This window comes from Streptomyces sp. NPDC005811 (assembly GCF_040630405.1).
Lineage (GTDB): Bacteria > Actinomycetota > Actinomycetes > Streptomycetales > Streptomycetaceae > Streptomyces.
On sequence record NZ_JBEXXK010000094.1, the window covers coordinates 1 to 23,768 of the forward strand.

The window sequence follows — 23,768 nt, forward strand, 5'->3', positions numbered from 1 at the left end:
CTCGAACGGACAAGCTCGCCATCGCCTACCAGGCCGCACTCCACCTCGCCAGCATCCTCATCTGGGCCCGACGCTGACCAAAGAGACAGAACCTAGATGCCGGCGCGCGGCACGTCCGCGACTTCGCCGACATCATGCGTGACCTCCGCGGCGATCAACTGCCCGCCTGGATGGACCGTGTCACGCAGGACGAACTTCCCGCCCTGCACTCCCTGGTCAACGGTCCACGCCGCGACCTCGACGCCGTCACCGCCGCACTGAGCAGCCCGTGGAGTTCCGGCCAAGTCGAGGGACACGTCACGCGCGTCAAGCTCCTCAAGCGGATGGGGTTCGGCAAAGCCAACCTCGACCTGCTCCGCAGACGCATACTCCTCGCCACCTGACGCTCGCCCAGGAACTCCTGCACACCCACAGGCTAGGTTGCTCCCATGCCGCTCACCCCTGATGACGAGATACACACACGCGATGAGCTGGTCGCATTCATCCGCGACCTACACCAGGACTACCTCCAGCGAGGACACGACTGGGAGAGCCACACCCTTGACCAATTCCTCGAAGCCCTTGCAGCGTGGATAGCCAGCTCGGACGGCTGGTACCGAAACTTCGGCAAGGAAGTTCCGGCCAACGGTGACTGGACCTTCATCGCACGAGCCCTCAGCGCGGCCACCGTTTACGAGTAGGCGAACAGGCCCCATGCGCATTGAGCCATGCCTACCAGCGTTTCGCCCTGCCACCGCCACAAGATCTCCGCCAGAGCCGAATAACGTGACCGTCCACAGCGTGAAGTACGTCGTCGGCCGGTCGCCGGCCGCGCAGCCCGGGCAGCCGTCCTTGCCGGTGCACACTGCCAGGCGCCGGTCGTAGCGTGGCGGCCAGAAGTGGGGGTGGACGCGCTGCTGGGTGTAGGTACGGCCGACGCGCAGGCGGTGGACCTCGACAAGACCGCCGACCTCCAGACGCAACACCGCCTGCCGTACGGCCGCACCCGGGGCATCGCTCGGCTCTTCGGCGCCGTAGACGACGCGCGCAAGACCGGTGACCGACGCGGCCAGCGGGGCGCCGTCGATGGTGCTGCGCCCGCCGGGCTCTCCGCGCACGTACGCCAGCACGGCCCGCTGCACCCGCCCGAGTCCTCGTGACACGCCCCCCGGTGTCCCGCACAGCCCCGGGACTGGGAAACGAGCCTTTACGGCTGTGTCGGCGTGATCGGGGCGAGGTGTGGGGTATCTCAGCTACGACCACTTAACTAGAAGAGTCAGCTGCCTTCGATCCATGTGGTGGAGAAGACGGTGGTGGTAAGCGGGCGCAGCTGCTGGAACGCCGGGGTGCTGAGGTCGATCTGGTCGGGCTGGCAACGGGGGCACTCGTCGACGACGGTTACGCTGACGGCCCCGCCGGACCAGCTGCCGTCGGCGTTGCCCATGACCAGCATCTTCCGGCCGCACGCGGAGCCGTTGGCGAACACACGCGTCGAGACCGACACCACGAGCTCGGTGTTGAAGTTGTGACTCCCGCCGCACCTGGTGACCCCGGTGCCGTTGTACCAGGTGACGTTGCCCCAGTGCTGAGTGCCAGGGCTCCACGCGGCGGCGGGTGTTGCACCCGCCACGGCCGTGGCGACGGCGCCGAGGGAGACGGCGCCGATCGCCAGGAAGCGCCGCGTGGCGCCCTTCATGCTGCGGAGGACTCTGGCTGTACGAGGCACGGGAATCTCCTGTCGGGTATGCGGGTGTGCGAGGAGGCTGGGCTCGGGCGCACCCGTACGTGACTGCGGGCTTGCAGGAGCGGAGACCGAGGCATCGGGCCCTGGACTGCCAGTCAATCAATACTTGATTGTTCAACTGTTGTAGGTGTGTTGCTCACGTCCGCGCCAGGACTTCGGGCTGACGATGACCAACCCGGCGTCGGCCTGTCCCCGGGCCGGCTCGGCAACTGCTCGGCGGGTGCCCGCGGTTGTCTCGCTCGGCGGCGAGGCCGTGCGGGGTCGGGCGGTCGGTGCTGCCCGGCCGGTGGAGCGGTGGGCGCCGTTGGGCGGTGCGGCGTGGCGCGCTGCTGGAACGCGAGGTCGATGTCGTTGAGTTCGACGGGGAGCCACCGGTTCGGTGCGAGGCGCCGTGGCCGGGGTGTGCCTGGTGGGACAGCGTGGGGCGAAGCCGAGCCGCTGGAGGGGGAGTGCCGTGAGCGGAGCCGTTCAGGTTGCGCAGCCGGGGGTTCGGCGGTGCTGCCGGTTCGAGTGTGTGCGTGTGGGTGAGCCGGAGTGGCGGCGGGCCGGGTTCCGGCTGAGGGGGACGAACTGCTCGGAGCTGGTGGTGGGGCGCTGGGCGGTGTCGTTCGCGCTGCCCGCCGGCGCCCACGCCTACGGGGACGGGACCGGGTTCGGCATCGCCCCGGAGGTTTCCGCGGCTGGCGGTCGTCGGGCGCTGTTCGAGGTGGAGTGCCTGAGGGATGTCTACGTGTGCGGGGCCACCTGGGACCTCATGCCCGGTGCCCGGGCCGCTGTCCGTGTCACCGTCCACGGCCCTGACTGCCGCGGTGGATCAGCCGGACCGCACAGGCTGAGCATTCTCTCCTGAGGCGTCCAGCAGGGCACGGGCATGCCGCTCGACGAAGAACGGCACGAAGTCACGGATCCGGGAACCGCGCAGCCTGTCCTCGGCGGCCCCGACCGCCGCCTCGACAGCGCCGGCGCCGCTCCGGCATACCGGGACCGCAGACGCTCCGCAACCTGCCGGATCCCCTCCTCCTCAGCACTGACGCTCTTCGCAGCACACATCCCCGCTGCTCCCGTCCCAGCCCCGCGCCTCATATCGCGACATAGGAGACATCCTCGGCCTATCCAGAAGGGTGCGGTTCCTTTCGAGTGACGGCCGCGATCAAGTGGTGAGGTCTTGGTTCCGCTGTTGAGTGCGTCAGATGTCGTGCCGAAGAACCATGCGGCAGGGAACCGTGACGCGCCGGGATACTGGGCTGGTGAGCAACACCATGGCTGAGCACGAAGCGGTTACTGAGCAGTTGATGCGAAGGATCTACCTCGGCCTGCGTGAGGACAATCTCGACCCACGGCAGGTCGTCGCCCTGGCCTGCGAACTGCTCGATTGGTTCCCTTGCACCGACGCCATCCTGGAGGTCGTCGAGCGGAACCCGGCCGAGGTGTCGCCCGCCGAGATGACCGCCCTGGCCCGGCGCCTCCTGGACGACGTGGGCTTCGATCCCGGCTTCGACCTCGCCCCCGAGCGTTTGGAGACGTTGGGCGCCGCGCTGCGCATCGTGGCCCGCGATCTGCCCACGCGTGGGATCGAGGGCGAACCGGAGATCGAGATCCTGGAGGACTGGTTCCCGGTGGGAGCCGGTGTCCGTCTCGCCGGCGGTGAAAGGCTCAACTGGGGCGGTCCCATCCTGCCGAGGATGTGCGACGACCCGGCCGTGGCACTGACCAGCCTGGCGGTTCTGATCCAGGAGAGCCTGCTCGAGTGGACCTGGCAGGTCTGGCCGGTGTGCCCCCGGCATGACCTCGGCGTCCACGGCTCGGAGCGGGACGGTGCGGCCGTGTGGTGGTGCGCGGGCCATGGCGGGCACATGCTGGCTCCGGTTGGTGAACTTGCGCGCGCTGTCGGCCGCCGTCGCCCCGAATAGGTCTGGCGGTGGGGTGCAGTTCGTTTCGGGCGACTGCCGGGATCAGGCGGTGGGTGCGTAGTTCCGCTGGTCGGGTGCGGGGTAGAGGCGTTCGTGTTCGCGGGCGGCGTGGTAGCGCCAGTAGGGGTCGGGGTCTCCGTTGGGTAGGACGGCACACAGTCGTCGTACGGCTTTTGCTCCGTGCGGGCTCCAGCGGGCGCCGGTGATGTCGAGGGTCGGCGGTTAGGTCGCGGCAGGCGCCCCCCGACCGCGCCGGTGGCGATCGGCCAGCCGTTGTCCAGCGCCGCGTCGTAGTGGAGTTGATCGAGGTGGCCGGTCAGGTAGCGGTCACAGGCGTCGGCAGCCTCGCGTCGGGCCGGTGGTAGGTGTTCCCGCTCGGCCCGGCTGGTCGTTTCGGCAGCGGTGCGGGCAATCTGACCTGCGAGGAGCGCGGTGAGACGGTCGGCGGCCCATGCTTCGGCTTCGATGGTGCCGGGTTTGTGGAAGGCGCGGTCGGCGGCCCAGAGGTACTCGGCGACGTGCACGAGGTCCAGCAGGACGTGGACCGTGACGCCGCGGCGGCCGGTCTCGGCACTGATCAGGTCGAGCTGGTGGTGGGCGCCGTCGACCAGCACGACCCACGGCCGCAGTCGGTGTCCCTGCCCGCGGCGGGCCGCAGGTCGCTGCGCATGCAGCAGAGGATCGTCAGGCGCCGTGAGATCCGCGGGCGTCAGCGCGCGGCGCAGCGCCCGTAGCTGCTGCATCTCGGGATTCATGCGCCTGAGCGTCTGCGTCGTCTCGGTGAGGTCGGTCTGCCGGTGGTCAGGACGGCGATACCAGGCATGCAGTCGCCACCCGATGACCGTGACCACGGCGGTCAGTGCCGTACCCGCCGGCGGCGCGGCGAATCCGTCACCGTCCGCTCCGGCATCCGCAGCGGCGGTGAGCGGAACAGACATCGGGAGGGGGCGGGCGGGGTGTGGGGGCGCGTGGTGGGGAAGTCGAGTGGCTGGTCGGTGGTGTCGCGGGCGGGCGGGGCCGTGTGGGGGGCCAGGCTGTCGGTGCTGCGCGGCCGGTGGAGTGGAAGTGTGGGGCGGCTGCGGCTCTGTCGGCCCCCCCTTCCTGGCTGCCCCTTTCCCTGGTGCTCCGTGGGGTGGGTGAGGCTCAGCCGCGTCGTCCTGCGCCGTGCAGCAGCGTGTCGACGATGCGTGTGGCGAGTGCGTCCGGGTTCTGTGCGTCGGGGTCTTCGTCGGCGCCGGGCCCGTGCAGGGCCTCGCCGATGAGGGCGTAGTAGACGCGCCGTGTCCATTCCAGATCTGCGGCGGGATCGAGGAGTCCCTCACGCTGCGCCCGGGCGAGGAAGGTGAGGGATCGGGCGTTGATCTCGGCCCAGACCTCCTTGGCGGCGTCGTTGTGCGCCAAGGGGTTGCCGAGCGTGAACCGCCAGGCGCTTTTGACCCGCAGCGTGTTCGCGGTGGCGCGGTGCAGCGCGACCAGCGGGGGGGCGGTGTCCAGGTGGGCGTCGTCGATGGCGTCGGTGAGCTGCTGCTTCGCGGAAGCGGCCAGTGCCTCGATGAGGGCCTGCCGGTTCGCGAACCGCCGGTGCACCGTCGTCCTGGCCAGGCCCGCCGCCTCGGCGATCTGCTCCATCGGTGCGCCGGGATCCTCGGCGAGGACCTTCTCGGCCGCCTCCAGAATCGCGCGCACACTGCGTTCGGCATCGGCCCGCAGTGCTCGCCCCATGGCGTCTCCCTTCCCGGCATCGACTCCTGTCCCGAAGAAGATACTCCCCAGCTGCACCTTCCCCATTAACTGCAACAGCAGAGTTGCAGATAATTGAAGAACGGGTACTCTCGAGATGCGGTTACTGGCCGGGGTCGAGGGAAGTGCAAGACGGCCAGGTTCCGCGGAAGCCACAGATTGCCGTGAACATGATCAACATCCCAGGAGTTCAGGAATGGCCACGAAACGACCTGTAGCGCTCGTGACAGGCGCGTCCTCCGGCATCGGGGAGGCCACTGCCCTCGCCCTGGTCGCAGCGGGTTTCGAGGTGATCGGAACCAGCCGGAACGCCATGAAGGTCGCCTCCCGCGAGGGCGTGACCTTCCTCGACCTCGACGTGAGCAGCGACGCCTCGGTCGCCACGCTGGTCCAGCAGGTCATCGATCGGTTCGGCCGGATCGACGTCCTGGTCAACAACGCCGGCATCGGCTCGTCGGGCGCCACCGAGGAAAGCTCCCTGGCGCAGCACCGGCGGGTCTTCGACATCAACGTCTTCGGCGTCATCCGCATGACGAAGGCCGTCCTGCCCCACATGCGTGCCCAGGGCCGGGGCCGCATCGTCAACCTGTCGTCGATCTACGGGTTGATCCCCCAGCCGTACATGGCCGCCTACATCGCGTCCAAGCACGCGGTCGAGGGGTATTCCGAGTCCGTGGACCACGAGGTCCGTGAGTTCGGCGTCCGGGTCCTGCTCGTCGAGCCCGGCGGGACCAACACCGCGTTCGAGGGCAACCTCGTGCAGCCTGACATGCCGCTGCCGGTCTATGCGGAACAGCGGCGCGTCGTCGACCAGGTGGTCGCCGAGGCGGTCACGGGCGGTGATGCTCCCACGGTCGTCGCCCGGGCCATCGTCACGGCGGCCACCGCAGGCAAGCCGCGGCTGCGCTGCACCGCCGGCCCGTTCGCCCGGCGCATCAGCCTGCTACGCCGTATGGTCCCGGCCCGGGTTTTCGACCAGCAGGTCCGCAAGTTCAACAAGCTGGCCGGCTGACACCCCGCCGCCGGCCTCCATACGAAATACGAAGCGAGCATGTGCTCACCCCGATTTCGTGAAGCCTCAACGGGATGACTCCGGCCGGATCCGCTGCTCGGCGCAGCCATCACGGAAGAGCGGCCAGAACCGTTTTCCGAGACCCCCATCACGGCTACCCCGACTTCGCCCGCGCCAGCCTCCCGCACCAGCGGGCCCGCGCCCTGGTCGGCAGCATGCTCGGCGGACTCGCCGCCGGCTGGCCCGGCATCGTCAGCCACCCCAGCCCGCACTCCAGGGCCTGGACCCCGCTGCGCTTCCGCGTCCTGGCTACAGTGCCTGCCCCGCAGATGCTGGAGGCCTGCCCGGCGCAGCAGTCACTTGAGCCAGAGATCGCGCCACACCTGTTGCACCAGTTAGTTCCGGCGACGGCGACTGCGACGGCGAGGGAGGGTTCCGCCCGCACCGGCCCAAGCACGGCGACGTGGACGCCTACCCCTGGCAGTTGGCACTGACGCGCTCCCGGCCGGCTGACTTCCGTGCGGTGACGGAGGCCGCCAACGTCGCCTACGTCTCCAACGGTGCCTGTACGTCAACCCGATGACGTACAGGCACCCACCACCCCACTGAAGTGCGTCGAAGGTCTCAGTGCACCGGAACCAACGGCTCTTCCAGATCCGCCCCGCTGTTGCCGGCCCCGCGCACACTCCACTCGCCCCCCCGATCGGCTCCGACCGCCCACGGATCAGGCCGACAAGATCACCCGGCCAACGAGTCCGCTCCGACCACCTCACGCCCACCAGGTCCGCGCCGATCAGGTCCGCTTCGCCCAGTCGGGCACCGCCAGCCAGGAGCACTCGGGCCCACCGTCCGGAGGCGGTGATGCGCAGCCACGGGCGGGCGGGCGGCTACGGCGAGTCGTCCGAGGAAGGCATCAGGGGGTGACTTCCACGCCTGAAAGCAGGCCACGGACCGTGCCAGGAGCACCGACGCCGAAGATGAAGGCCGGCCAGGGCCCACTGATCTGGTCATGCGCGCAGCAGACACAATCCCCCCAGGGACGACCCCGGCCGTGAATACGAACAGGCGTTGCCCCAATTCCCCCGTGCCTTCGTACCAAGGCCACTTGAAGCCCTCGGATACGACAGCCGTGGCCAATGGACAGCAGCCCGGCCGGCCACGCCTCCGGACAGACCCCTGCTCGGCCGGGGGAGCCCCGAGCAGGGCTCCCCCGGCGGGCGCGGCTACCGGGTAGGACCAGGTCTGCGGCAGGCGTACCCCGGGTGCATCACCAGGGGTAGGCCCAGAGCCACGGCGTGCAGGAGGTGTCCGCGCCGTTCACTCCGGCGCAGACCCGGACCGCGAGAACGCGGCCGCCCCCGGTGGGCTCCTCTCCCCCGCATCCGGACGAACTGCCGTTGGCGTCCCCCACGACGCCGGTGACACCGTTGCTGGTGTAGTACCTGGTACGCACACCCCAGTTGTCGGCGTTGGTGTCGCAGGCGGTGACGTACGTACCCCCGGTGGTGACCTTCCCGTATCCCCGGCCGGAGAGCGTGATCTGCGTGGTCGCCATGGCCTGCTGCGACGCCAGCATCATGGACGCGCCCATGATGCCCGCGACCAGAAGGCCGCGCTTGGTGGTTCGGGCTGATATCACTGTTGTCCGCCTCTCGTGAACGGGAGGCACGGAGCCGGGCGGCGCCGTGCCGCTGCGCGATCGATCGGTGAGTACGACCCCGAGCGCAGAGGCCCCCCGTGGCCGAGCCCGCTGCCCCGGTCTCCCCTGCGTTCGAGGTCGTGGGAAGAACAGTGACGGCACGGTCCTGTGGGGACCCTGAAGCCGCCTGAAGGGCCTTCAGGGTCCCCACAGGGCGGTGCCGTCATGCTGGGGTCATGCGGATACTGGTGGTTGAGGACGACCGGCGGCTGGCGGATCTTCTGCACCGCGGGCTCGTGGGCGAGGGCTACGCGGTCGACGTCGCCCACGACGGGCGGCAGGGCCTGAGGATGGCACGCGAGAACGACTACGACGCGCTGGTACTCGATGTGATGCTGCCCATCGGTGCCGACGACTACGTGACCAAGCCGTTCTCCTTCATCGCGCTGGCCGCCCGCCTGCGCGCGCTGACCCGCCGGGGCCGACCCGAACGGCCCGCGATGATGCGGATCGGGGATCTGGAGATCGACCCGGCCGCCCGGCGCTGCCGGCGCGGCACGACCGAAGTGGTACTGACCGCACGCGAGTTCGCAGTCCTGGAGTACCTGGCTCGCCGCAGCGGGCAGACCATCTCCAAGTGCGAGGTCCTCGAACACGTCTGGGACGACCGCTTCGACGGTGACGTCAACCTCGTCGAGGTCTATGTCAGCGCGCTCCGACGCAAGATCGACACACCGTTTGGGCGGCACAGCATTCGTACGGTTCGCGGGGCCGGCTACCGGCTCGACGCGGCGGAAGGAAGCCTGTCGTGACGTGGCACCGAGCCTGGTCCGTGGTGCGCCGCCTGCGACCGGCCACCATCCGCATGCGGATGGCGCTCCTGGCCACGGTCACGATCCTGGCCCCGCTGACCGCGGCCTCGGTCCCCATCGCGCTCATGGCGCGTACCTCCCTGATGGACGACGCCTACCGCAAGACACGCCTCGTGCTGATGGATGTCCAGCCGCGGGTGAACGCCACCAAGGACCTGCCCGTCTGCACCCGGTCCTTCCAACGGGTGCAACTCCTCGACGAGAAGTACGTCAGCCTGTGCCGGCCCACCCGGCAAGCGGGTCCGAGCGCGGGGAAGCTGTCGCTGCTTCCCTGGACTGACCCGGTTCGCGGGCCCATACCCATCCGGGCCATCACCCGCCGTACGGACACAGCTCCGCCGGAAACCGTCGCCATCACGCAGTCCCTCGAGGCAGAACAGGCCCGTCTGAACACCGTCGTCCGGCTCCTCATCGGCGGCGTAGCGGGCATAACCCTGCTGGTCTCGGGCGCCACGTGGCTCGCCGCGGGGCGGGCGCTGCGTCCGGTCGAGGACATCCGCGCCGCCTTCGCCGACCTGAGCGCACACCACCTCGACCGGCGGGTCTCCGTCCCTCGCGCCGGCATCGAGATGGCCCGCCTGGCCGTCACCATGAACGCCACGCTCGACCGCCTGCAGAAGGCCGTAGACCAGCAGCGTCAGTTCACCGCGGACGCCTCCCACGAACTGCGCACACCACTGGCCTGTCTACGGACCGAACTCGAACTCGCCCTGAACGACCCGGCCGCCGACTGGCCGCGGGCCGTCCGTGACGCTCACCGGGACACCGTCCGCCTGCAGGACCTGACCGAGAACCTGCTGCTGCTGGCCCGGCTCGACTCCCCGCAAGATGACCAGGTGTCCAGGCGGACCGTCGACCTCACCGACCTGGTGCGAGAGGAGACGACGCGCCGGCACCCGCCCCAGGGCATCGTCCTCGAGCTGTGTTCCGTGCCCGGGCCCCTCACCGTGCGGGGCCACCATGTCCTGCTCGCCCGCGTGCTGGGCAACCTCCTCGACAACGCCGAACGCCACGCGACCAGCACGATAACCGTCAGCTTGGGTCACGACGACGCCCACGACCAAGCCGTCCTCGACGTCCGGGACGACGGGCCCGGCATTCCGCGGGAGGAGGGCCGCCGAATCTTCGAACGCTTCACCCGCCTGGACGACGCCCGCGCCCGTGACACCGGCGGCACCGGCCTCGGCCTGGCCATCGCCGAACGCATCGCCCTCACGCACGGCGGCACTGTCACCCTGACCCCAAGCACCGGCGGCGCCCACTTCACCCTCCGACTCCCCACGAAGACACGAACCGGCGACACCATGCGCTGATCCTGACCGGGCAAGGTCCGTCAGCTCAGCTTGTCCTTTATGGTCTGACCTGGTCACGTTCGGCGATGGTCTCGGGCCGCCTAACTGTTTTGCCCACGTCGTAGCGAGTGGCGGGCTGACGGTTCTTCGAGCCAAGTGGCCGTCCTGGGCCGGGGGTTGATGGTTTCGGTGCACGGGCCGGACAGCGCAGAGGCTGTCGCACGGCTCCTGGGCGGTGAAGGTCAAGAGCGGTTCTTGGGCGTGTGATTGATGAGCTTGTTGAGGTTGTGCACCGTGCCGAGGAGCTTGATCTCGGCGTCCACTGCCTGGCGGCCGCGGTAGTTGAGGTGTCGTCCGAAGCGTTGGAAGATCTGGGCGAATCCCGGCTCGACCAGGGCACTGCGTTGACGGTACTGGGCCCGTCCTGTGGGGGTGGCGAGGCGGGCCGCCATGTCCTGTTGGCCGGCAGGGGCCTGCTGGCGTTTCGCGGGAAAGCCTGCCTGGTCAGCATCACTGGTGACCGAGACCAGCAGCGGGAGGCCGGCGAGGGTCTCGAAGGACGCGACGGAAGCGTACCCACTGTCGGCGAGCCAGAGTTGGATATCGCCCGGGAGCTGTGCGGCCTGGTGATTGTGCTGGGTCTTCTTCACCATCGGAACGAGGGCCGTCCTGTCGGAGGGATTGTCGTGCGCTTCGATGGCCAGGAGGAATTGACGGCGGGCGCAGACGATCTGGATGTTGTATCCCTGCAGGTAGCCGCCGCGTTTGCCGGGAATCAGCCGGGAGTCGGGATCACTCAGGCAGGCACGGGACTCCGGGGAGGGGACGGGCCGGGGTGTGCGGGCCCGCTCCAGCCAGGCCCGCATTTTCAGCAGTCGCGTTCGCTGGCGAACGAGGACGGTCTTGTGCTCCATCGGGACCGGCGGCCGTCCGTTCGCTCCGCGACGTCCTGCCGCCCGGTCCTCTCGGACACGGAGCTCGTACTTCTCCAGCTTCTTCTGGTGAGCCTCGGTCTCGCTGGCCAGGCGCTTCTCTGCGCGGGCCACCATCCGCTCGGCGGCTTCGACCTTGATCCGGATCTCGGTGGGTGAGGGCATGGCCCGTTCATGCAGTCTGTCCCTGGCCAAGCGGGCCCGGGTGAGCCGGTCGCACAGCCGGGACAGGCGAGGCCAGTCGTCGCACACATCCTCGACATCGCCTTGTGCCGCCGAGTCCTCGGCCTCAACGCTCAGCGCGTGGTCGACTGCATCCTCCATCAGCGCGTGGATCTCTCTTTCGCACCGGGAGACGGTCTCTTCCAGGCGCTGGAGCCGCTGGTTGGCGTCGCGTGAAGCGTTCGCCTCCATCGGTGAGCCGTCCACGGCCACCGCCGAAAGATCGACCAGGCCACGTCGGCCGCACAGCGACAACACCTGCACGAACAGCGAGTTCAAGGCGGCACGGTGGCGTCGTACGAACCGCGCGACGGTGGAGTGGTCCACTCGACGGTTCGCGGTGATGATTCGACAGCCCACGTCGTCCCAGCAAGCATGCTCGATGCGACGGGAGGAGCGCACTCCCTTGCTGTAGCAGTACAGGAGCAACGCGATCAGGGTCGCGGGAGGGTAAGCCACGCCGCCCTGGCCGTCGTCTCGGTAGCTGTTCTTGAATGCCGACAGGTCAAGCAACTCGACGACGTCGAGTACCTTCCAGCACAGGTGCTCGGGCGGCAGCCACTCCCGCACATCCCGCGGCATCTCAAGATCACGTTCACGGTCGCACGACAAAAAGTTCCGCCCCACCAGCCAAGATTCCGACGCCTCGCTGATCCACGGAACCGAACAACGAATCGCTCTTGACCTTCACCGCCCAGGAGCCGTGCGACAGCCTCCGCAGGTGCGGGCGGAGGTTTCTGAACCCCCGGCGGACTCGGGCCGGGGTGAGCCGGCCGGGCTCGGCGGGCTTCTCCCACGGCCGCCGCAGGTCAGCGGCGGCCCCGCACAGCAGGCGGATCTGGGTGTGCGCGGCGATGATCAGCCAGGTCCAGCGCTCGCCGGCCTCGGGGGTTCGCAGCTTCGGCCGGGTCCACCCGAGGGTCTGTTTCATCAGCCTGAAGAGGTGCTCGATGTCGAACCTCCTCAGAAACGCCTGCCAGCGCACGTCGACGTCCTCGCTGGTCAGGCCAGTCGCGGAGGACCAGAGCCAGAGCGGGAGCGGGTCGCCTCCGCCGGGCAGGCGGTCGACCTGGAGGCGGATCAGCGTGCCTTCGACGACGGGGAGTTCGCCGGTGTGGTCGATCCACGCGGAGCGGGTGGTCAGGCGGGGGTGGATGCGGTCCCAGGCCATCGCGTGGGCGGTGCCGTACCGGTCGGTGACCTGCGTTGTGGCGGCGTCCGGCTCGCCCCAGGTCTCGGGCTTGGCGAAGCGGAATTCCTTGCCGTGCTTCGGCGGTCGCCCGCCCTGTGGATAGGCCAGGGCGTACTCCTTGAGCGTGGGCGTCGGCCGTCGCATGACGCGGTCGGAGCGCATCCGTCCGAGGACCTCGACCGGGAGGCCGTCGAGGAGGTGGGCCATGCGCGGGGCGTCGTAGCCGGCGTCGAAGACGATGAGGATGGCGCGGTCGCCGGCGTGCCAGCGGCCCATGTCGATCAGGTCCTCGACCACGCGGCGGAGCTGGGCGGCGGTGACCTCGGCGACGTCGTCCTCGGGGCCGAGACGGACGGCGTCCAAGAGCTGGCACCAGGACGTCCGGCCCGATTCGAGGGCGGCGACGAAGGAGTACGGCCAGCCCGGAATGAACTGGTCCGAGGAGCGTCCGCTACGGCCGTAGACGTGGCAGAACAGGCGGTCCGCGCTGGTCGCCGCGTCCGGGCGGAGCCAGTTGCTGATGTCGACCGCCAGGACCAGGCGCCCGTCGGCGGCCTGCGGCATCGGCAGACCGGCCAGCACCTGCCGCAGCCGGGGCACGTCCACACTCCCGTGGTTCAGCGCCTCGTACATCGCGCCGTGCCCGCGCCGGTGCTCGGCCACCAGCGTCAGGTCCACCGGCGAGGTAACCGGTCCGTCCGCGCACAGCAACGCGTCCGTGAGATCGAACAGTTCGTCCCCGCGCGCGGTCAGGCAGTCGAATAAGTCCTCCCGGAAGCGTGACGCTCGCGCGAACGCTTCCCCGGGACCGGTGGCGGGCAGCAGACTCACTTCACGGCCTTCGTCTCGATCAGTGCACCTTGGTCGGAGCACATGGTCAGACGAAGGCCGCCCCAGCGTCCGGCGAACGCCATCCGTACGATCAAGTTCGACGACTCGTTCGACTGCGACAGCGAGGGGCGTAATGCCGGAGACCGCTCAATGGCTCGTGGACTGGCATGCCGCACAAGAACATGAACTCCGCTCTCGCGGGATCAGCGCCACGGTGAATCAGCCAGCCCCTGGGACAGCAACCAGAGGGCGCCCGAAGGCAACGGCCGTGAGCCTCACTCTGGAGTCGGACGAGCGCCTGGGGAAGCTGTTCGTATGGGAATCGGGAAGCACTTCACTGCTCTTCATCGACTCCCAGACCGAGTACACCTGGCAAAACCAGCAGGTGATCACCTCCGTGAACGACCTGCCCCGGATCCTGGCTCCGCTCGTGAAGCTCGTCGAAGGATTTACTGACCAAGGTTAAAGAACAAGCTCAGCGAGCGTGCCTCCACAAGGAACATGTCGAGGACTCCGTCGGCGCCCCCCAGCGGGCCCAGAGAGATCTCCGTGACCAAACGCTGGAACCCGGACCGATCCACCGCGCTGGCAACGGACTTGCCCAGATCGTCATCGATCAACAACACTCACGCGGCCTCCCAGCCCAGCCCCACGGCTCGGTCCACCAGCGCGTACTGCAGCCGCGTGGACTCCTGGTGCCCGATGACCTGCTGGCGTGTCGAATGCCGGACGTAGACGACCGCGAGGCGTTCACGGTGCCGAGCCGAGATCTTGCTGCCGGAGTGCTCCCACGGCATCACCGCGCTCATGACTCACCGTCCGCCCCTGCTGCCGGTCCCGCCGCTCCGGGCGCTTCGTGGGCCTGTCGGCTCCCGCGGAGCATCACCGCCAGCCAGTGGACCGCCGCCCTGCGGCGCGTCTGCGGCATAGACTCCCACACCCGCTGCCGGCCCGGGATGCCCCTCTGGGGCCGCCGTCTTCTTCACCTGCCACGAAGACGCACCTCCCGCCCCCACACTCGACCTCAGCCGCGTGACCGCAGCCACCATCCGGAGCAGGCCCTCACACCCCAACACCGGCTGCTTTCCTGCCTGTCCACTACCCATAGGCGCAGTCTGCTGAAATGTTCGAAAGCCTCCTGCACCACGTCCGTGACCGCACCTTCCGCGAGGACGACTCCAAGACCCATGTCGGCCGCCTCCCGCGCATCATGGCCTAAAAGCATGCTCAGCAGTGACAGCCAACGAAGTAACTTCACGTTTCTCCATGTAGTGGTCACATCAACAGTCATTATCAGGCACTCAGAACCCGTCTCCTCCCAAACCGGAGTGCCGTCGCCCGTCCGCCCCTCCTGTGCAGGCCCCGTCCGCCCCGGGGCACCGACGGAAGGAGCTGAACAGAGGCCTCTGGGCGATGCGCGATGTCAGATCCCGCTTTCAAGCTGATCGTTTGCCGCTCCTGCACGGCGGATGACGCAGTCGACAGCCTCACAGCCCCTCCGCGACGGCTGTGAGGCAGGCACGCCTTCCCACCCTCGAACGGACCCTGAAAAACGACCACGCCGTCGTCCGACGACCGACGACGAGACGCACACGCCCCGGGGCGCGCGGCGGTCCCCGCTGCGGTCACTCGGGCCGGTGATCACCAGCAGGGCATCCTCCGCTTTCCGCTCCAGCCGACCAACCTGGAGGCATGCGCCAGCCGTTCGTCCTCGCCACCTCTCCGGCCCGCCGTTCTGCTCGCCGGGGGCTGCGTCGCCGTCCCCGCCGGCACCCCACCCCGACCCTCCTCAAGACCGCGAAGACGAAGCGCCCCGGCCTCCCCCACCCCGCCGCACCACCGCGCTCCGCCCTCAGCAACACCGGCCCGCAGCGCTCCGCCGCTCCCCGACCCTCGACGCGGCCGCGCACGGCAGTCCGTCCCGCGCCGGCCAGGCCCGCACCGCCTCCTCGAACCGGCACCGCACCGTCCGGCCACGCACCGCACAGCCTGAGCCCACGTACGGCATGGGCACCGTGTGCAGCCTCGCCCACCAGGCCACGGCGGCAGCGAACCCGAGAACGCCCAGAAGGTGCTGCGGGGCATCCGTGATCCACTCGCTGATCGCGATGAGCGAGCGAGCCCCGGTCAGCACCTCCGAGGCAGCTGCGCACAGCAGCGCGAGGGCCGGATACCGCAGTCCTCGCGCATCGGGGGATCGGCGACCAGGATCAGGAAACGCCGCAGGTCAGCGACATCGCTTGAGGGATCAGTCGGGGAGCCCAGTTACTCCAGTGCGGAAGGGATGGGCGATGATGTTCGGGCAGGCACGTTCTCGCTCGGTTCTCATGGGTCTCGACAACCACATGATCACCAGCGCCGTGCCTGCTCTTCTCTCCGGGACCCCTTGCCGCGCAACGGACATGACGACATGTCACTCACGAGACCGGCGAACCGGACCAATCCCAATCGCGCAATGCCCCTGGCGTAGAGGGGCTGGTCGATACGGCGCCGGCGTTCCAGCAGGTCGAGGTCTTGAATTCCACTGGACGATCCGTGAATACCAGCCGGAACCATGTCCCCATCTCATTCCGTTACCGTCCAGTGCGGCACCGTAGTTTTGGTACTGCGAGAAGGAGTTGACCGCATCGGTCTTCGCCGTTTTCCACATTGGCAGCATCCGAAAGGGAGACAATATGCCTCGTCCACTCAACATGGAGCGGGGAGCAGCAGTTGCCGCGATGACGGTAGCCGCGCTTCTTCTGTCCCATCCTCCGCGATCCCTGCCGTCCTGGTGAAACTGGGCCCCCTTCACCCGCACGACACCGGCCGCCTGCGCGTCCACCTCCAGCGCGTACTCGACCCGCGGTCGCGTCGCGGGCGGTGGTATCCCCCTGACCAGCCTGATGCTGGCGCGCGCCTGCGCAGTCGTCTCCGGCGCCCGGACCATCACCGAGTGGGGCCAGCGGGCCACCACAATGCCGGAACAACTAGGCATCCGCCGCCACCTGCCCCCAATGACGCCGCACCCCGTCCCATGCCACCCTCACCCGGCTCCTGGTCGAACGCGACCACACCGGCCCGGCGCCGCGGTCGGCGATCGCAGTGGACGGCAAGGCACTGTCCGGCTCCGCGCACCGCCGACACCTGCTGTCCGCCGTCACCCACGCCCCCACCGTTTCCCTGGCCCAGCGGGAGGTGGGGGCCAAGACCAACGAGCCGGCCCCCTTCCGCCCGCCGCTGGAACCACTCGATCTGGCCGGCGCCGTGGTCACTTTCGACGCACTGCACTCCGTCAAGGACCAGGTGCGCCAGCTGGTGCAGGAGAAGAAGGCCCACTACGTCGCGCTGATCAAGGGCAATCAGCCGACCGCGTCGGCCCAGCTCAAGGCCCTTCCGTGGGAACAGGTGCCTGTGGTGCAATCCGTCTCCGGGACCGGGCGGCGGAGTCCCGCTCGGTAAGGGCCATCGCGGCGAACCTGGGCGGGATCGCCTTCCCGGAAGCGCGGCTGGCCCTGCGCATCCACCGGCGCCGCCAGGAGAGCGACAAACGGCAGACCAGGGAAACTGTCTATGCCGTCACCAGCCTCGACGCCCACCAGGTCGGCCCTGCCGAGCTGGGCGGATACATGCGCGGGCAAACGCCTCCACCGTCCACACCGGCAGCGCGCCGCGAGCGATGGCCGTTTTGTCAAACCTGGCCATCGGTAGGCTGCGACTGCTCGGAGCGGACAACATCGCCAAGACCATCCGGGCTATCCGGGACACACCCGCACACGCCCTCTGGATCTGGGGCATCACCGACGGCCGGCCCCTACCGGGAACTTGAAGCCGCCATGCGTCTACGCGGCATCGGCCCTTCGGTATGCCGTCGTGGCAGCCATCCTGCCAGTCCCATGCTTACGCAGCCAGGGATTAGTGGGACAGCCCTTAAAGCCAATGCCGTTGCGTTAGCTCGTGGGCGTACGCTGCTGTGCAGTGTTCCCGGGGGTGGTTCGGGTGTCTGCGGATGTCGGCGAGTTATCAGGCCTGGGTTTGCTGACCTGGGTGTACCCGTCCGGTCTGGTGGATCGTGCAGTGGCCGCGTGCGGTCGTGCGGAGCAACGCAGACGCCTGCTGCCGGCCCGGCTGGTGGTGTACTTCGTGCTCGGGCTGGCCCTGTTCTCGCCGGCGCCGTATCTGGACGTGATGCGGCATCTGGTCGAGGGCCTGCGGGGCCAGGGCCTGCTGGGCGCCTGGCACGTTCCGGCGAAATCGTCGCTGTTCCGGGCTCGTCAGCGGCTGGGTCCGGAGCCGTTGCGGGTCCTGTTCACCACGACCGCAAGACCGATGGGCACCGAGAGTACTCCGGGGGCGTTCTGGCGGGGACTGCGGCTGCTGGCAGTGGACGGGACCTGCTGGGACGTTGCCGACAGCCCGGCCAACGAGGCTGCCTTCGGCCGCCCCGGAAACAGCCGCGGCCACGACAAAAGCTCCTTTCCCCAAGTACGGATGGCCTGCTTGATCGAAGTGGGCACGCACCTCGTGCTGGACGCCGAGCTGGCCGGCTGCCGCACCGGGGAAGTCACGCTGGTGGGGCGCCTGCCCCGCTCCTGCGGGCCGGGACAACTCGTCCTGGCCGACCGGGAGTTCCTCGGAGTGCCGTTGTGGCGGGCCTTCACCGCTACCGGCGCCGACCTGTTGTGGAGGGTGCCGGCCAACCGGGTCCTGCCCGTTGACCGGACCCTGCGGGACGGATCCTGGCTCTCCCGCATCCACGCTCACACCGATCCAGCGCACAGCGACCCGGTCACGGTGCGAGTGCTGGCCTACCGGCTGAACGGCACCGGCCGCGCAGGCGAGGACTACCGGCTGGTGACCAGCCTGCTCGATGCCCGCCGCCATCCCGCCCGTCAGCTGGCCGCGCTCTACCAGGAGCGCTGGGAGGCGGAAGCCGTTTTCGCCGAGCTCAAGACCCATCAACGCGGAGCCCGCGTTGTGATCAGCAGCAAAACACCCGACGGCGTCCTGCAGCAGATCTGGGCACATCTGCTGGTCCACCACGCGCTGCGCGAGCTGATGGTGAGAACCGCCGCCACCAGGGGTCTGGATCCCGACCAGGTCTCCTTCACCGAGACCTTGCGCTCTGCCCGGCGCAGCGTGACCGTCACGCCGGGCAGTTTTTCCCCCTGACCTGCTGGTCAGAGCGCTCGTCCTGCTCCAGCACGACCTGCTGGAACGACTCCTGCCGCACAGACGCCTGCGCAGCCAGCCCCGCGTCGTCAAACGCAAGATGTCCAACTACCGGCTCAAACGGTCTGAGCACCACACCTGGCCCCAGCCCACCCGCACCGGCACCCGAGCAGTCAGCATCAAACGACCCCAGCCCGCCAACCCGTAAAGCAACGGCATTGCCCTTAAAGCGCGTTGCAGAATGCCGTGTTTTTGCAGGTCAGGGCCCGGCCATGGCTGTTCTGGTCATGCGGTCAGGGCGAGGTTGTGCATGTGCGCGACGGCTTGGACTGCGTGGTGGAGGCCGTCGCCGTGCTGTCGGCAGTCTCGGAGGATCTTGTAGTTCTTCAGACGGCCGATCGCGTGCTCGACCCGCGCGCGGACACGGCGATGCTCCTTGTTGTCGGCTTCCTCGCCGGCCAGCAGGGGCCGGCCGGGTCGTTTGCGGTGCGGGACGACGAGGCCGGTGTTGAGGTAGGCGCCGTCGCCGAGCACCGTGACGCCCTGGCACTGCTCTGGCAGGCCGGAGCTGCGCCAGACATGGGCGTCGGCCTTGTTGCCCGGGGCGGGACGGGCGGTGGCCACGACCAGGCGTGTGTCGGCGTCGATGATGACCTGCACGTTCGCCGAGAACCGGCAGTTGCGGCTCGAGGCGCCGACCTTGCGGTCACGGACCGGGACCAGGGTGCCGTCCACGATCCACAGCCGGTCCACAGCGTCGACGGGACGGGTGACCGGCCCGAGCGCGAGGAGCGGCCGCAGCCGCTGGATGACCCTGCACACCGTGGCCGGCGAGACCCCGAACAGCGGCGCGAGTTGCCGCATGGTCAGGTTCGTCCGGTAATAGACCGCCACCATCAGCACCCGATCGGCAAGCGGCAGACACCATGGTCGCCCGATTCGCGGGCCATCGCCACCCCGCTCCCGCACCGCCTTCAACAGTCCCTCGAACTGCTTCATCCGCAGCCCCGTGAACGTCTCCACCCACAACGGATCAGTCCTCAACACCCCACGCATACAAGGGAAATGCCCAGATCGCGGCATTCTGCAACGCGCTTTAGCCGTCGGCACTCACCCATGCCATGCCGGGCACCTGGCCGGCATGCTTCTCCCTGTTGCCCCATTGGTCGCAGGAGAAGCCTTCCTTGCAGCCGACCTTCCGCCTTCGCTATGAAAATCATATCCGCACCACCACTCATGAGGAATCCCCCGGGGCATTAAAAAGGCCCGTAATGTAATCGGCCCCTAAATAGGCTGGATTCAGTCATGGAGAGCGGCGATTCACACAGGATGGAAAGGCATGAGGATCTAAGCGAGACGCTCATTCTCGTCCTCGATACGGGGTAGCCACCCCTATATTTCCGTCACGTCTTCCATGAAGCGGCCAGCTCTCGATTCTTTATCGAGTCACGACACCTGAAGGTTTGTCGTGCTTACTCATTTATCGGATCCCCCCTCTGTGGCGTGAGGGTGCCAGGATGCCGACATCGCCGGGACAATAAATAGACAAGAAGTGGCTGCTTAGCTATGGGTGGACTGTGAGCGCAAAGGCAGTGGCTGTGTACTGAAGGGCAGTTGTTGAGCCGTCCGAGGGCGAGTGGCGAGAGCATGAAATGCCGCCGACGCGAGGAAAAAGCGAATAGGAGTCAGACATGGTGAACACGGAAGAGTCGAAGGTGGGTTCCGGAGGTAACGCGCCGAACCCCGCCCGGACTTCGGTCCGCAGGCGTTTCACTCGTCGCGATGGGCGGCCGCTCTCGTGGCCGTGCTGTCCCTGGTGACCTCGCTGATGAACACACCCCCGCGTCCGCTTACGTCGGGACGAACACGCTGCGCAACTGGGAATCGGGGCTCTGCATTTGCCCGGAGGTGGAAACCTGCACACGGATCCTTTCGAGGGTGCAGAATAGCCACCAGACCTGGAAGCTGCTCTTCCTCACGAAGTCAGGCTATGCCGATGTCATCCCGAAAAATATGGGAACCATCAGGCACATAAGCGTCGAGTGACAACGGGGGGAGTTTCAGGCTGGAACATGTAAACACATCTTTGCAACGACGACGGATATCAGAAGTGGAAGTTTGGCTACTGAACTAGCCTGATCCAGAGCTGGGCCGTTTCTCACGACCCCTCCCATGGTCATTTTTTGGTTCCCCCTGCGTTGGCGACTCTGGTGCCGGTTGCGTATTCGGCAACGATGTGCGCTGTCTCGCCGATCAGGTTTAGTTGCGCCCTGTCCCCCGTGGCACCCGTCCGCAGGTCAGCCCGGGTCTGCCCGGGGAATCAAACCGATCAGGTATCAGGCGGAGCCGATCATGGGGTGGCCGAATACAAGGAGCCCCATCACAATGTGGAGTCAGGTATGAGCTCAACCAGTCATTCGCATCGAACCTTCCTTTCAGCAGGCGGGACAAATGGCCCTGACGCTGTGCTGGGCACACATGTCAGTGGGCGACTGCACCGCCTGTGCGATGCCGCAGGGCTTGTCGACTCCGATGAGCGGTACGGGCACTCACTGCGGGACCTGCTCGGTCCGGCAGCCGAACTCCCGCTGGCGGATGGACCGGTGTCCGCCTCCTTCGTCTCTGACGATCACACGCCCGCTGAGCTCTCTATGGCGTTTCCCACCGGGGCCCCGCCAAGTGTCCGGGTGTTGGTCGAGCCGGGCTGCACTGCTGCCACTCTCGCCGAGAACGGACGCATGGGTTGGACGGCTCTTGGGAAGCTGGCCGCCCGCTGGGCCTTCTCCGTCGAGCCGTTGCAGCGGGTCGGCGATCTCTTCTTCCCCGCCGCGCCCCAGGGCGCGTTCGCTCTGTGGTGTGCTCTGGAGTTACGTGCGAGCGGGGAGCCGGGCGTGAAGACGTACGTCAATCCCCTTGCCCACGGGCGCCATCACTCCGCGCAGGTTCTTCAGGAGGCGATGGCCAGACTCGGCTACGGGAGTGCCTGGCCATCGTTACTGAAGTACGCGGCCCCACGGTATCCCGAGTGCGACGAGTTTCTGTTCTTCGCGGTGGATCTGGGTGCCTGGGCGGCTCCGCGGGTGAAAGTCTATGTAGTGCACCGCGACTTCTCCGCCGACGGAGTCCAAAGTGTCTCGGGCATGCTGAGAGGCGGCCATCCGCAGCAGGCAAGAGAGTTCTGCCGCATGGTAGGCGGCACAGAGCATTTCAACCACCGTCCGCTGGTGTCGTGCCTGGCCTTCACCGAACAGGACACCCGACGCCCCAGCGGCTACACGCTGCACGTTCCGGTGCGGGACTACACCGACAACGATCAAGTGGCCCGGGACCGCGCCGCGTCCGTGCTGCGTCGTCACGGAATGGATCCATCGGTCCTGGACCGTGCGCTGGCTGCGATGACGGAGCGTCGGCTGGCCGACGGGAGTGGTCTCATCTCGTACATCTCACTCGTTCAGGGGCACCGGCAGCCGCCCAGGGTGACCACCTACTTCTCACCCGAGGCCTACCGGGTGAATCCTCCGCGGGGCCTGTCGCAGGCCGAGCGCGGCTGAGGAACCATGCCAGTCGAAAGGAACAGCTTCATGGAGCCCTACAGGATCAAGGTTGTCGAGCCCATTCCGATGACCACCCGGGAACAGCGCGAGAGTGCGCTGGCCCGCGTGCACTACAACCTCTTCGACCTCAGGGCCGACGAGGTGACAATCGACCTGCTCACCGACTCGGGGACCGGTGCGCTCTCGGCGGCACAACTGGCCGCCGCGATGACGGGGGACGAGTCCTACGCCGGCTCACGCTCCTATCACCGCTTCCACGAGGCAGTACAGGAACTGACCGGCTATCCGCATATCCTTCCCGTCCATCAGGGCCGTGCCGCAGAGCGCATCCTCTTCTCCACCCTGCTGGAACCCGGCCAGATCACCCTCAGCAACACCCACTTCGACACAACCCGCGCCAACGTCGAACTCAATGGCTGCCAGGCCCAGGATCTGCCCTGTCCACAGGCCCAGGACCTGGACAGTGACGAGCCGTTCAAAGGCAATGTCGACCTGGCGCGCCTCCGAGCGGCGCTGGAGGGACCGGATGCCTCCCGCATCGCCCTGGTGATCATGACGCTCACCAACAACGGGGGTGGCGGCCAGCCCGTATCCATGGAGAACCTCGCTCAAGCCGCAGCCCTGTGCCGGGCAAACGACGTACCGCTCATCCTGGACGCAGCCCGCTTCGCAGAGAACGCCTGGCTGGTCACCCAGCACGAGCCGGCCTACAAGCACCACAGCCCGCGGCAGGTCGCAGAGGAAGCGTTCCGTCTGGCCGACGGCTGCCTGATGAGCGCGAAGAAGGACGGCATCGTCCACATCGGCGGCTTCCTGGCGCTCAACGACGGAGCACTCGCGGAGCGTTGTGAGCTTCTCCTGATCGCCACCGAAGGCTTCCCCACTTACGGAGGACTGGCCGGCCGAGACCTGGACATGATCGTCCAGGGCCTGTCAGAGGTCACCGATCCCGCCTACCTGCAATCCCGAGCCGACGCGGCCGGCCATCTGGCTCACCTGTCCCGTGCCGCAGGCATCAGTATCCTCGAGCCCCCCGGCCTGCATGCCCTCTACCTGAACGCCGGACGCCTCCTGCCGCACATCCGCCCCCACCACTACCCGGGTCATGCACTCGCCTGCCAGCTCTACCTCGAAGGCGGCATCCGGTCGGTGGAACTCGGCTCGCTCTACCTCGGGGCAGAAGACGCGGACGGCAACCCGAGCATCACCGCTCCCTACGAACTGCTGAGACTGGCCATTCCTCGCAGGACCTACACCCAGAGTCATCTCAACTACATCGGCGACGTCCTGGAGAAGGTAGCCAGGAACGCCGACCGGATCCCCGGCTACCGAATCATCGAACAAGCCCCCATGCTCCGACACTTCCGATCCAAACTGGAGCCCGTCACCCCCTGACCTCACAGCCTCGGCGTGCCGGGGCGAAGAGCATTGCTCAAGACCTGTCGATCGGCCTCGGGACGGATGCCTCGCGGAGCGCGGAGCGTACCTTCCCGAGTGATCGACTTCTGGTCATCGAGTAGGCCAGCATTGGCGCGCAGGTCGGGAAGGCACGCCCGTGCTCAGCGTAGTCAACAACGACGGAGGCACCGTGACCGATGGTTGAGCTCTCTTGAAAATGGCCTGAGTTGATGCGCGTTGGTAGAGGTCAAGCGGTCTCTTCTCGCGGGGTGACGGTGATGTCGAGGCCGAGGGCGGCGA

The 23,768-nt window shown here is 67.8% G+C and carries 19 protein-coding genes and 4 pseudogenes; 13 read left to right on the forward strand and 10 right to left on the reverse strand.

From position 1 onward, the window contains the following. The first annotated feature begins 134 nt into the window (after positions 1 to 134). The 3 genes from ABZ490_RS49950 (at position 135) to ABZ490_RS49960 (ending at position 1,139) form a co-directional block, all read left to right on the forward strand. Positions 135 to 383 carry a transposase gene (locus tag ABZ490_RS49950; RefSeq protein WP_359006968.1) on the forward strand — a complete coding sequence of 83 codons (249 nt, stop codon included), beginning with the start codon at positions 135 to 137 and terminating at the stop codon, positions 381 to 383. Positions 384 to 428: 45 nt separating this feature from the next. Next, positions 429 to 680 carry a hypothetical protein gene (locus ABZ490_RS49955; protein ID WP_359006971.1) on the forward strand — a complete coding sequence of 84 codons (252 nt, stop codon included), beginning with the start codon at positions 429 to 431 and terminating at the stop codon, positions 678 to 680. A gap of 204 nt (positions 681 to 884) precedes the next feature. Then, on the forward strand, positions 885 to 1,139 hold the full coding sequence (locus tag ABZ490_RS49960) for a hypothetical protein (protein ID WP_359006974.1): 255 nt from the start codon (positions 885 to 887) through the stop codon (positions 1,137 to 1,139). Between the two features lie 116 nt (positions 1,140 to 1,255). On the opposite strand, the gene ABZ490_RS49965 is transcribed toward ABZ490_RS49960, so the two are convergent. Next, positions 1,256 to 1,675, reverse strand: coding sequence for an RlpA-like double-psi beta-barrel domain-containing protein (locus ABZ490_RS49965; protein ID WP_359006977.1), 420 nt, complete (start codon positions 1,673 to 1,675; stop codon positions 1,256 to 1,258). Positions 1,676 to 2,243: 568 nt separating this feature from the next. On the opposite strand from ABZ490_RS49965, the gene ABZ490_RS49970 reads away from it, so the two are divergent. Next, positions 2,244 to 2,573: a hypothetical protein gene (locus ABZ490_RS49970; RefSeq protein WP_359006980.1), complete on the forward strand. Its 330-nt coding sequence runs from the start codon at positions 2,244 to 2,246 to the stop codon at positions 2,571 to 2,573. Here ABZ490_RS49970 and ABZ490_RS49975 read toward each other — a convergent pair. Further along, a pseudogene (locus ABZ490_RS49975) lies at positions 2,538 to 2,675 on the reverse strand (three-helix bundle dimerization domain-containing protein); the annotation flags it as partial. The gene ABZ490_RS49970 and the pseudogene ABZ490_RS49975 sit on opposite strands and share 36 nt — an antisense overlap. Before the next feature lie 295 nt (positions 2,676 to 2,970). Here ABZ490_RS49975 and ABZ490_RS49980 point away from each other — a divergent pair. After that, a complete protein-coding gene (locus tag ABZ490_RS49980; protein WP_359006982.1) occupies positions 2,971 to 3,633 on the forward strand; it encodes a hypothetical protein in 663 nt (220 codons plus the stop codon). Between the two features lie 42 nt (positions 3,634 to 3,675). Here ABZ490_RS49980 and ABZ490_RS49985 read toward each other — a convergent pair. Then, positions 3,676 to 4,268, reverse strand: a pseudogene (locus ABZ490_RS49985) (ISKra4 family transposase); the annotation flags it as partial. A gap of 508 nt (positions 4,269 to 4,776) precedes the next feature. Further along, positions 4,777 to 5,355: a helix-turn-helix domain-containing protein gene (locus ABZ490_RS49990; protein ID WP_359006985.1), complete on the reverse strand. Its 579-nt coding sequence runs from the start codon at positions 5,353 to 5,355 to the stop codon at positions 4,777 to 4,779. A 214-nt stretch (positions 5,356 to 5,569) separates the two neighbouring features. Here ABZ490_RS49990 and ABZ490_RS49995 point away from each other — a divergent pair, with 214 nt between their 5' ends. Beyond that, on the forward strand, positions 5,570 to 6,385 hold the full coding sequence (locus ABZ490_RS49995; RefSeq protein ID WP_359006987.1) for an oxidoreductase: 816 nt from the start codon (positions 5,570 to 5,572) through the stop codon (positions 6,383 to 6,385). Positions 6,386 to 7,652: 1,267 nt separating this feature from the next. Here ABZ490_RS49995 and ABZ490_RS50000 read toward each other — a convergent pair. Then, positions 7,653 to 8,024 (reverse strand): hypothetical protein, encoded by a 372-nt coding sequence (locus ABZ490_RS50000; protein ID WP_359006990.1) that lies wholly within the window; start codon positions 8,022 to 8,024, stop codon positions 7,653 to 7,655. Positions 8,025 to 8,260: 236 nt separating this feature from the next. On the opposite strand from ABZ490_RS50000, the gene ABZ490_RS50005 reads away from it, so the two are divergent. Together ABZ490_RS50005 and ABZ490_RS50010 are read left to right on the forward strand one after the other, a co-directional pair. Then, positions 8,261 to 8,836: a response regulator transcription factor gene (locus tag ABZ490_RS50005; protein WP_359006993.1), complete on the forward strand. Its 576-nt coding sequence runs from the start codon at positions 8,261 to 8,263 to the stop codon at positions 8,834 to 8,836. Next, on the forward strand, positions 8,833 to 10,209 hold the full coding sequence (locus tag ABZ490_RS50010) for an ATP-binding protein (protein ID WP_359006996.1): 1,377 nt from the start codon (positions 8,833 to 8,835) through the stop codon (positions 10,207 to 10,209). Before ABZ490_RS50005 ends, ABZ490_RS50010 begins: the two co-directional genes overlap by 4 nt. Positions 10,210 to 10,246: 37 nt before the next feature. On the opposite strand, the pseudogene ABZ490_RS50015 reads toward ABZ490_RS50010, so the two are convergent. The 3 genes and pseudogenes from ABZ490_RS50015 to ABZ490_RS50025 form a co-directional block, all read right to left on the reverse strand. Beyond that, positions 10,247 to 10,393, reverse strand: a pseudogene (locus ABZ490_RS50015) (transposase); the annotation flags it as partial. Between the two features lie 37 nt (positions 10,394 to 10,430). After that, a complete protein-coding gene (locus ABZ490_RS50020) occupies positions 10,431 to 11,969 on the reverse strand; it encodes a transposase (protein ID WP_359006999.1) in 1,539 nt (512 codons plus the stop codon). Between the two features lie 91 nt (positions 11,970 to 12,060). After that, positions 12,061 to 13,365, reverse strand: a pseudogene (locus tag ABZ490_RS50025) (NF041680 family putative transposase); the annotation flags it as partial. Positions 13,366 to 13,633: 268 nt separating this feature from the next. Between ABZ490_RS50025 and ABZ490_RS50030 the strand changes: the two are divergent. Further along, on the forward strand, positions 13,634 to 13,831 hold the full coding sequence (locus tag ABZ490_RS50030; RefSeq protein ID WP_359007002.1) for a hypothetical protein: 198 nt from the start codon (positions 13,634 to 13,636) through the stop codon (positions 13,829 to 13,831). 160 nt (positions 13,832 to 13,991) lie between these two features. Here ABZ490_RS50030 and ABZ490_RS50035 read toward each other — a convergent pair whose 3' ends face one another. After that, a complete protein-coding gene (locus tag ABZ490_RS50035) occupies positions 13,992 to 14,174 on the reverse strand; it encodes a hypothetical protein (protein WP_359007005.1) in 183 nt (60 codons plus the stop codon). 2,275 nt (positions 14,175 to 16,449) lie between these two features. Here ABZ490_RS50035 and ABZ490_RS50040 point away from each other — a divergent pair. Together ABZ490_RS50040 and ABZ490_RS50045 are read left to right on the forward strand one after the other, a co-directional pair. Then, complete coding sequence (locus ABZ490_RS50040; RefSeq protein WP_359007008.1) at positions 16,450 to 16,806, forward strand: hypothetical protein; 357 nt, start codon at positions 16,450 to 16,452, stop codon at positions 16,804 to 16,806. A 537-nt stretch (positions 16,807 to 17,343) separates the two neighbouring features. Further along, positions 17,344 to 18,516 (forward strand): IS4 family transposase, encoded by a 1,173-nt coding sequence (locus ABZ490_RS50045; RefSeq protein ID WP_359007011.1) that lies wholly within the window; start codon positions 17,344 to 17,346, stop codon positions 18,514 to 18,516. A gap of 285 nt (positions 18,517 to 18,801) precedes the next feature. Here ABZ490_RS50045 and ABZ490_RS50050 read toward each other — a convergent pair whose 3' ends face one another. Then, positions 18,802 to 19,572 carry a transposase family protein gene (locus ABZ490_RS50050; protein WP_359007020.1) on the reverse strand — a complete coding sequence of 257 codons (771 nt, stop codon included), beginning with the start codon at positions 19,570 to 19,572 and terminating at the stop codon, positions 18,802 to 18,804. A gap of 1,343 nt (positions 19,573 to 20,915) precedes the next feature. On the opposite strand from ABZ490_RS50050, the gene ABZ490_RS50055 reads away from it, so the two are divergent. Further along, complete coding sequence (locus ABZ490_RS50055; RefSeq protein WP_359007014.1) at positions 20,916 to 22,067, forward strand: tryptophan dimethylallyltransferase family protein; 1,152 nt, start codon at positions 20,916 to 20,918, stop codon at positions 22,065 to 22,067. A gap of 30 nt (positions 22,068 to 22,097) precedes the next feature. Next, positions 22,098 to 23,465: a tryptophanase gene (locus ABZ490_RS50060; RefSeq protein WP_359007017.1), complete on the forward strand. Its 1,368-nt coding sequence runs from the start codon at positions 22,098 to 22,100 to the stop codon at positions 23,463 to 23,465. Positions 23,466 to 23,768 lie beyond the last annotated feature (303 nt).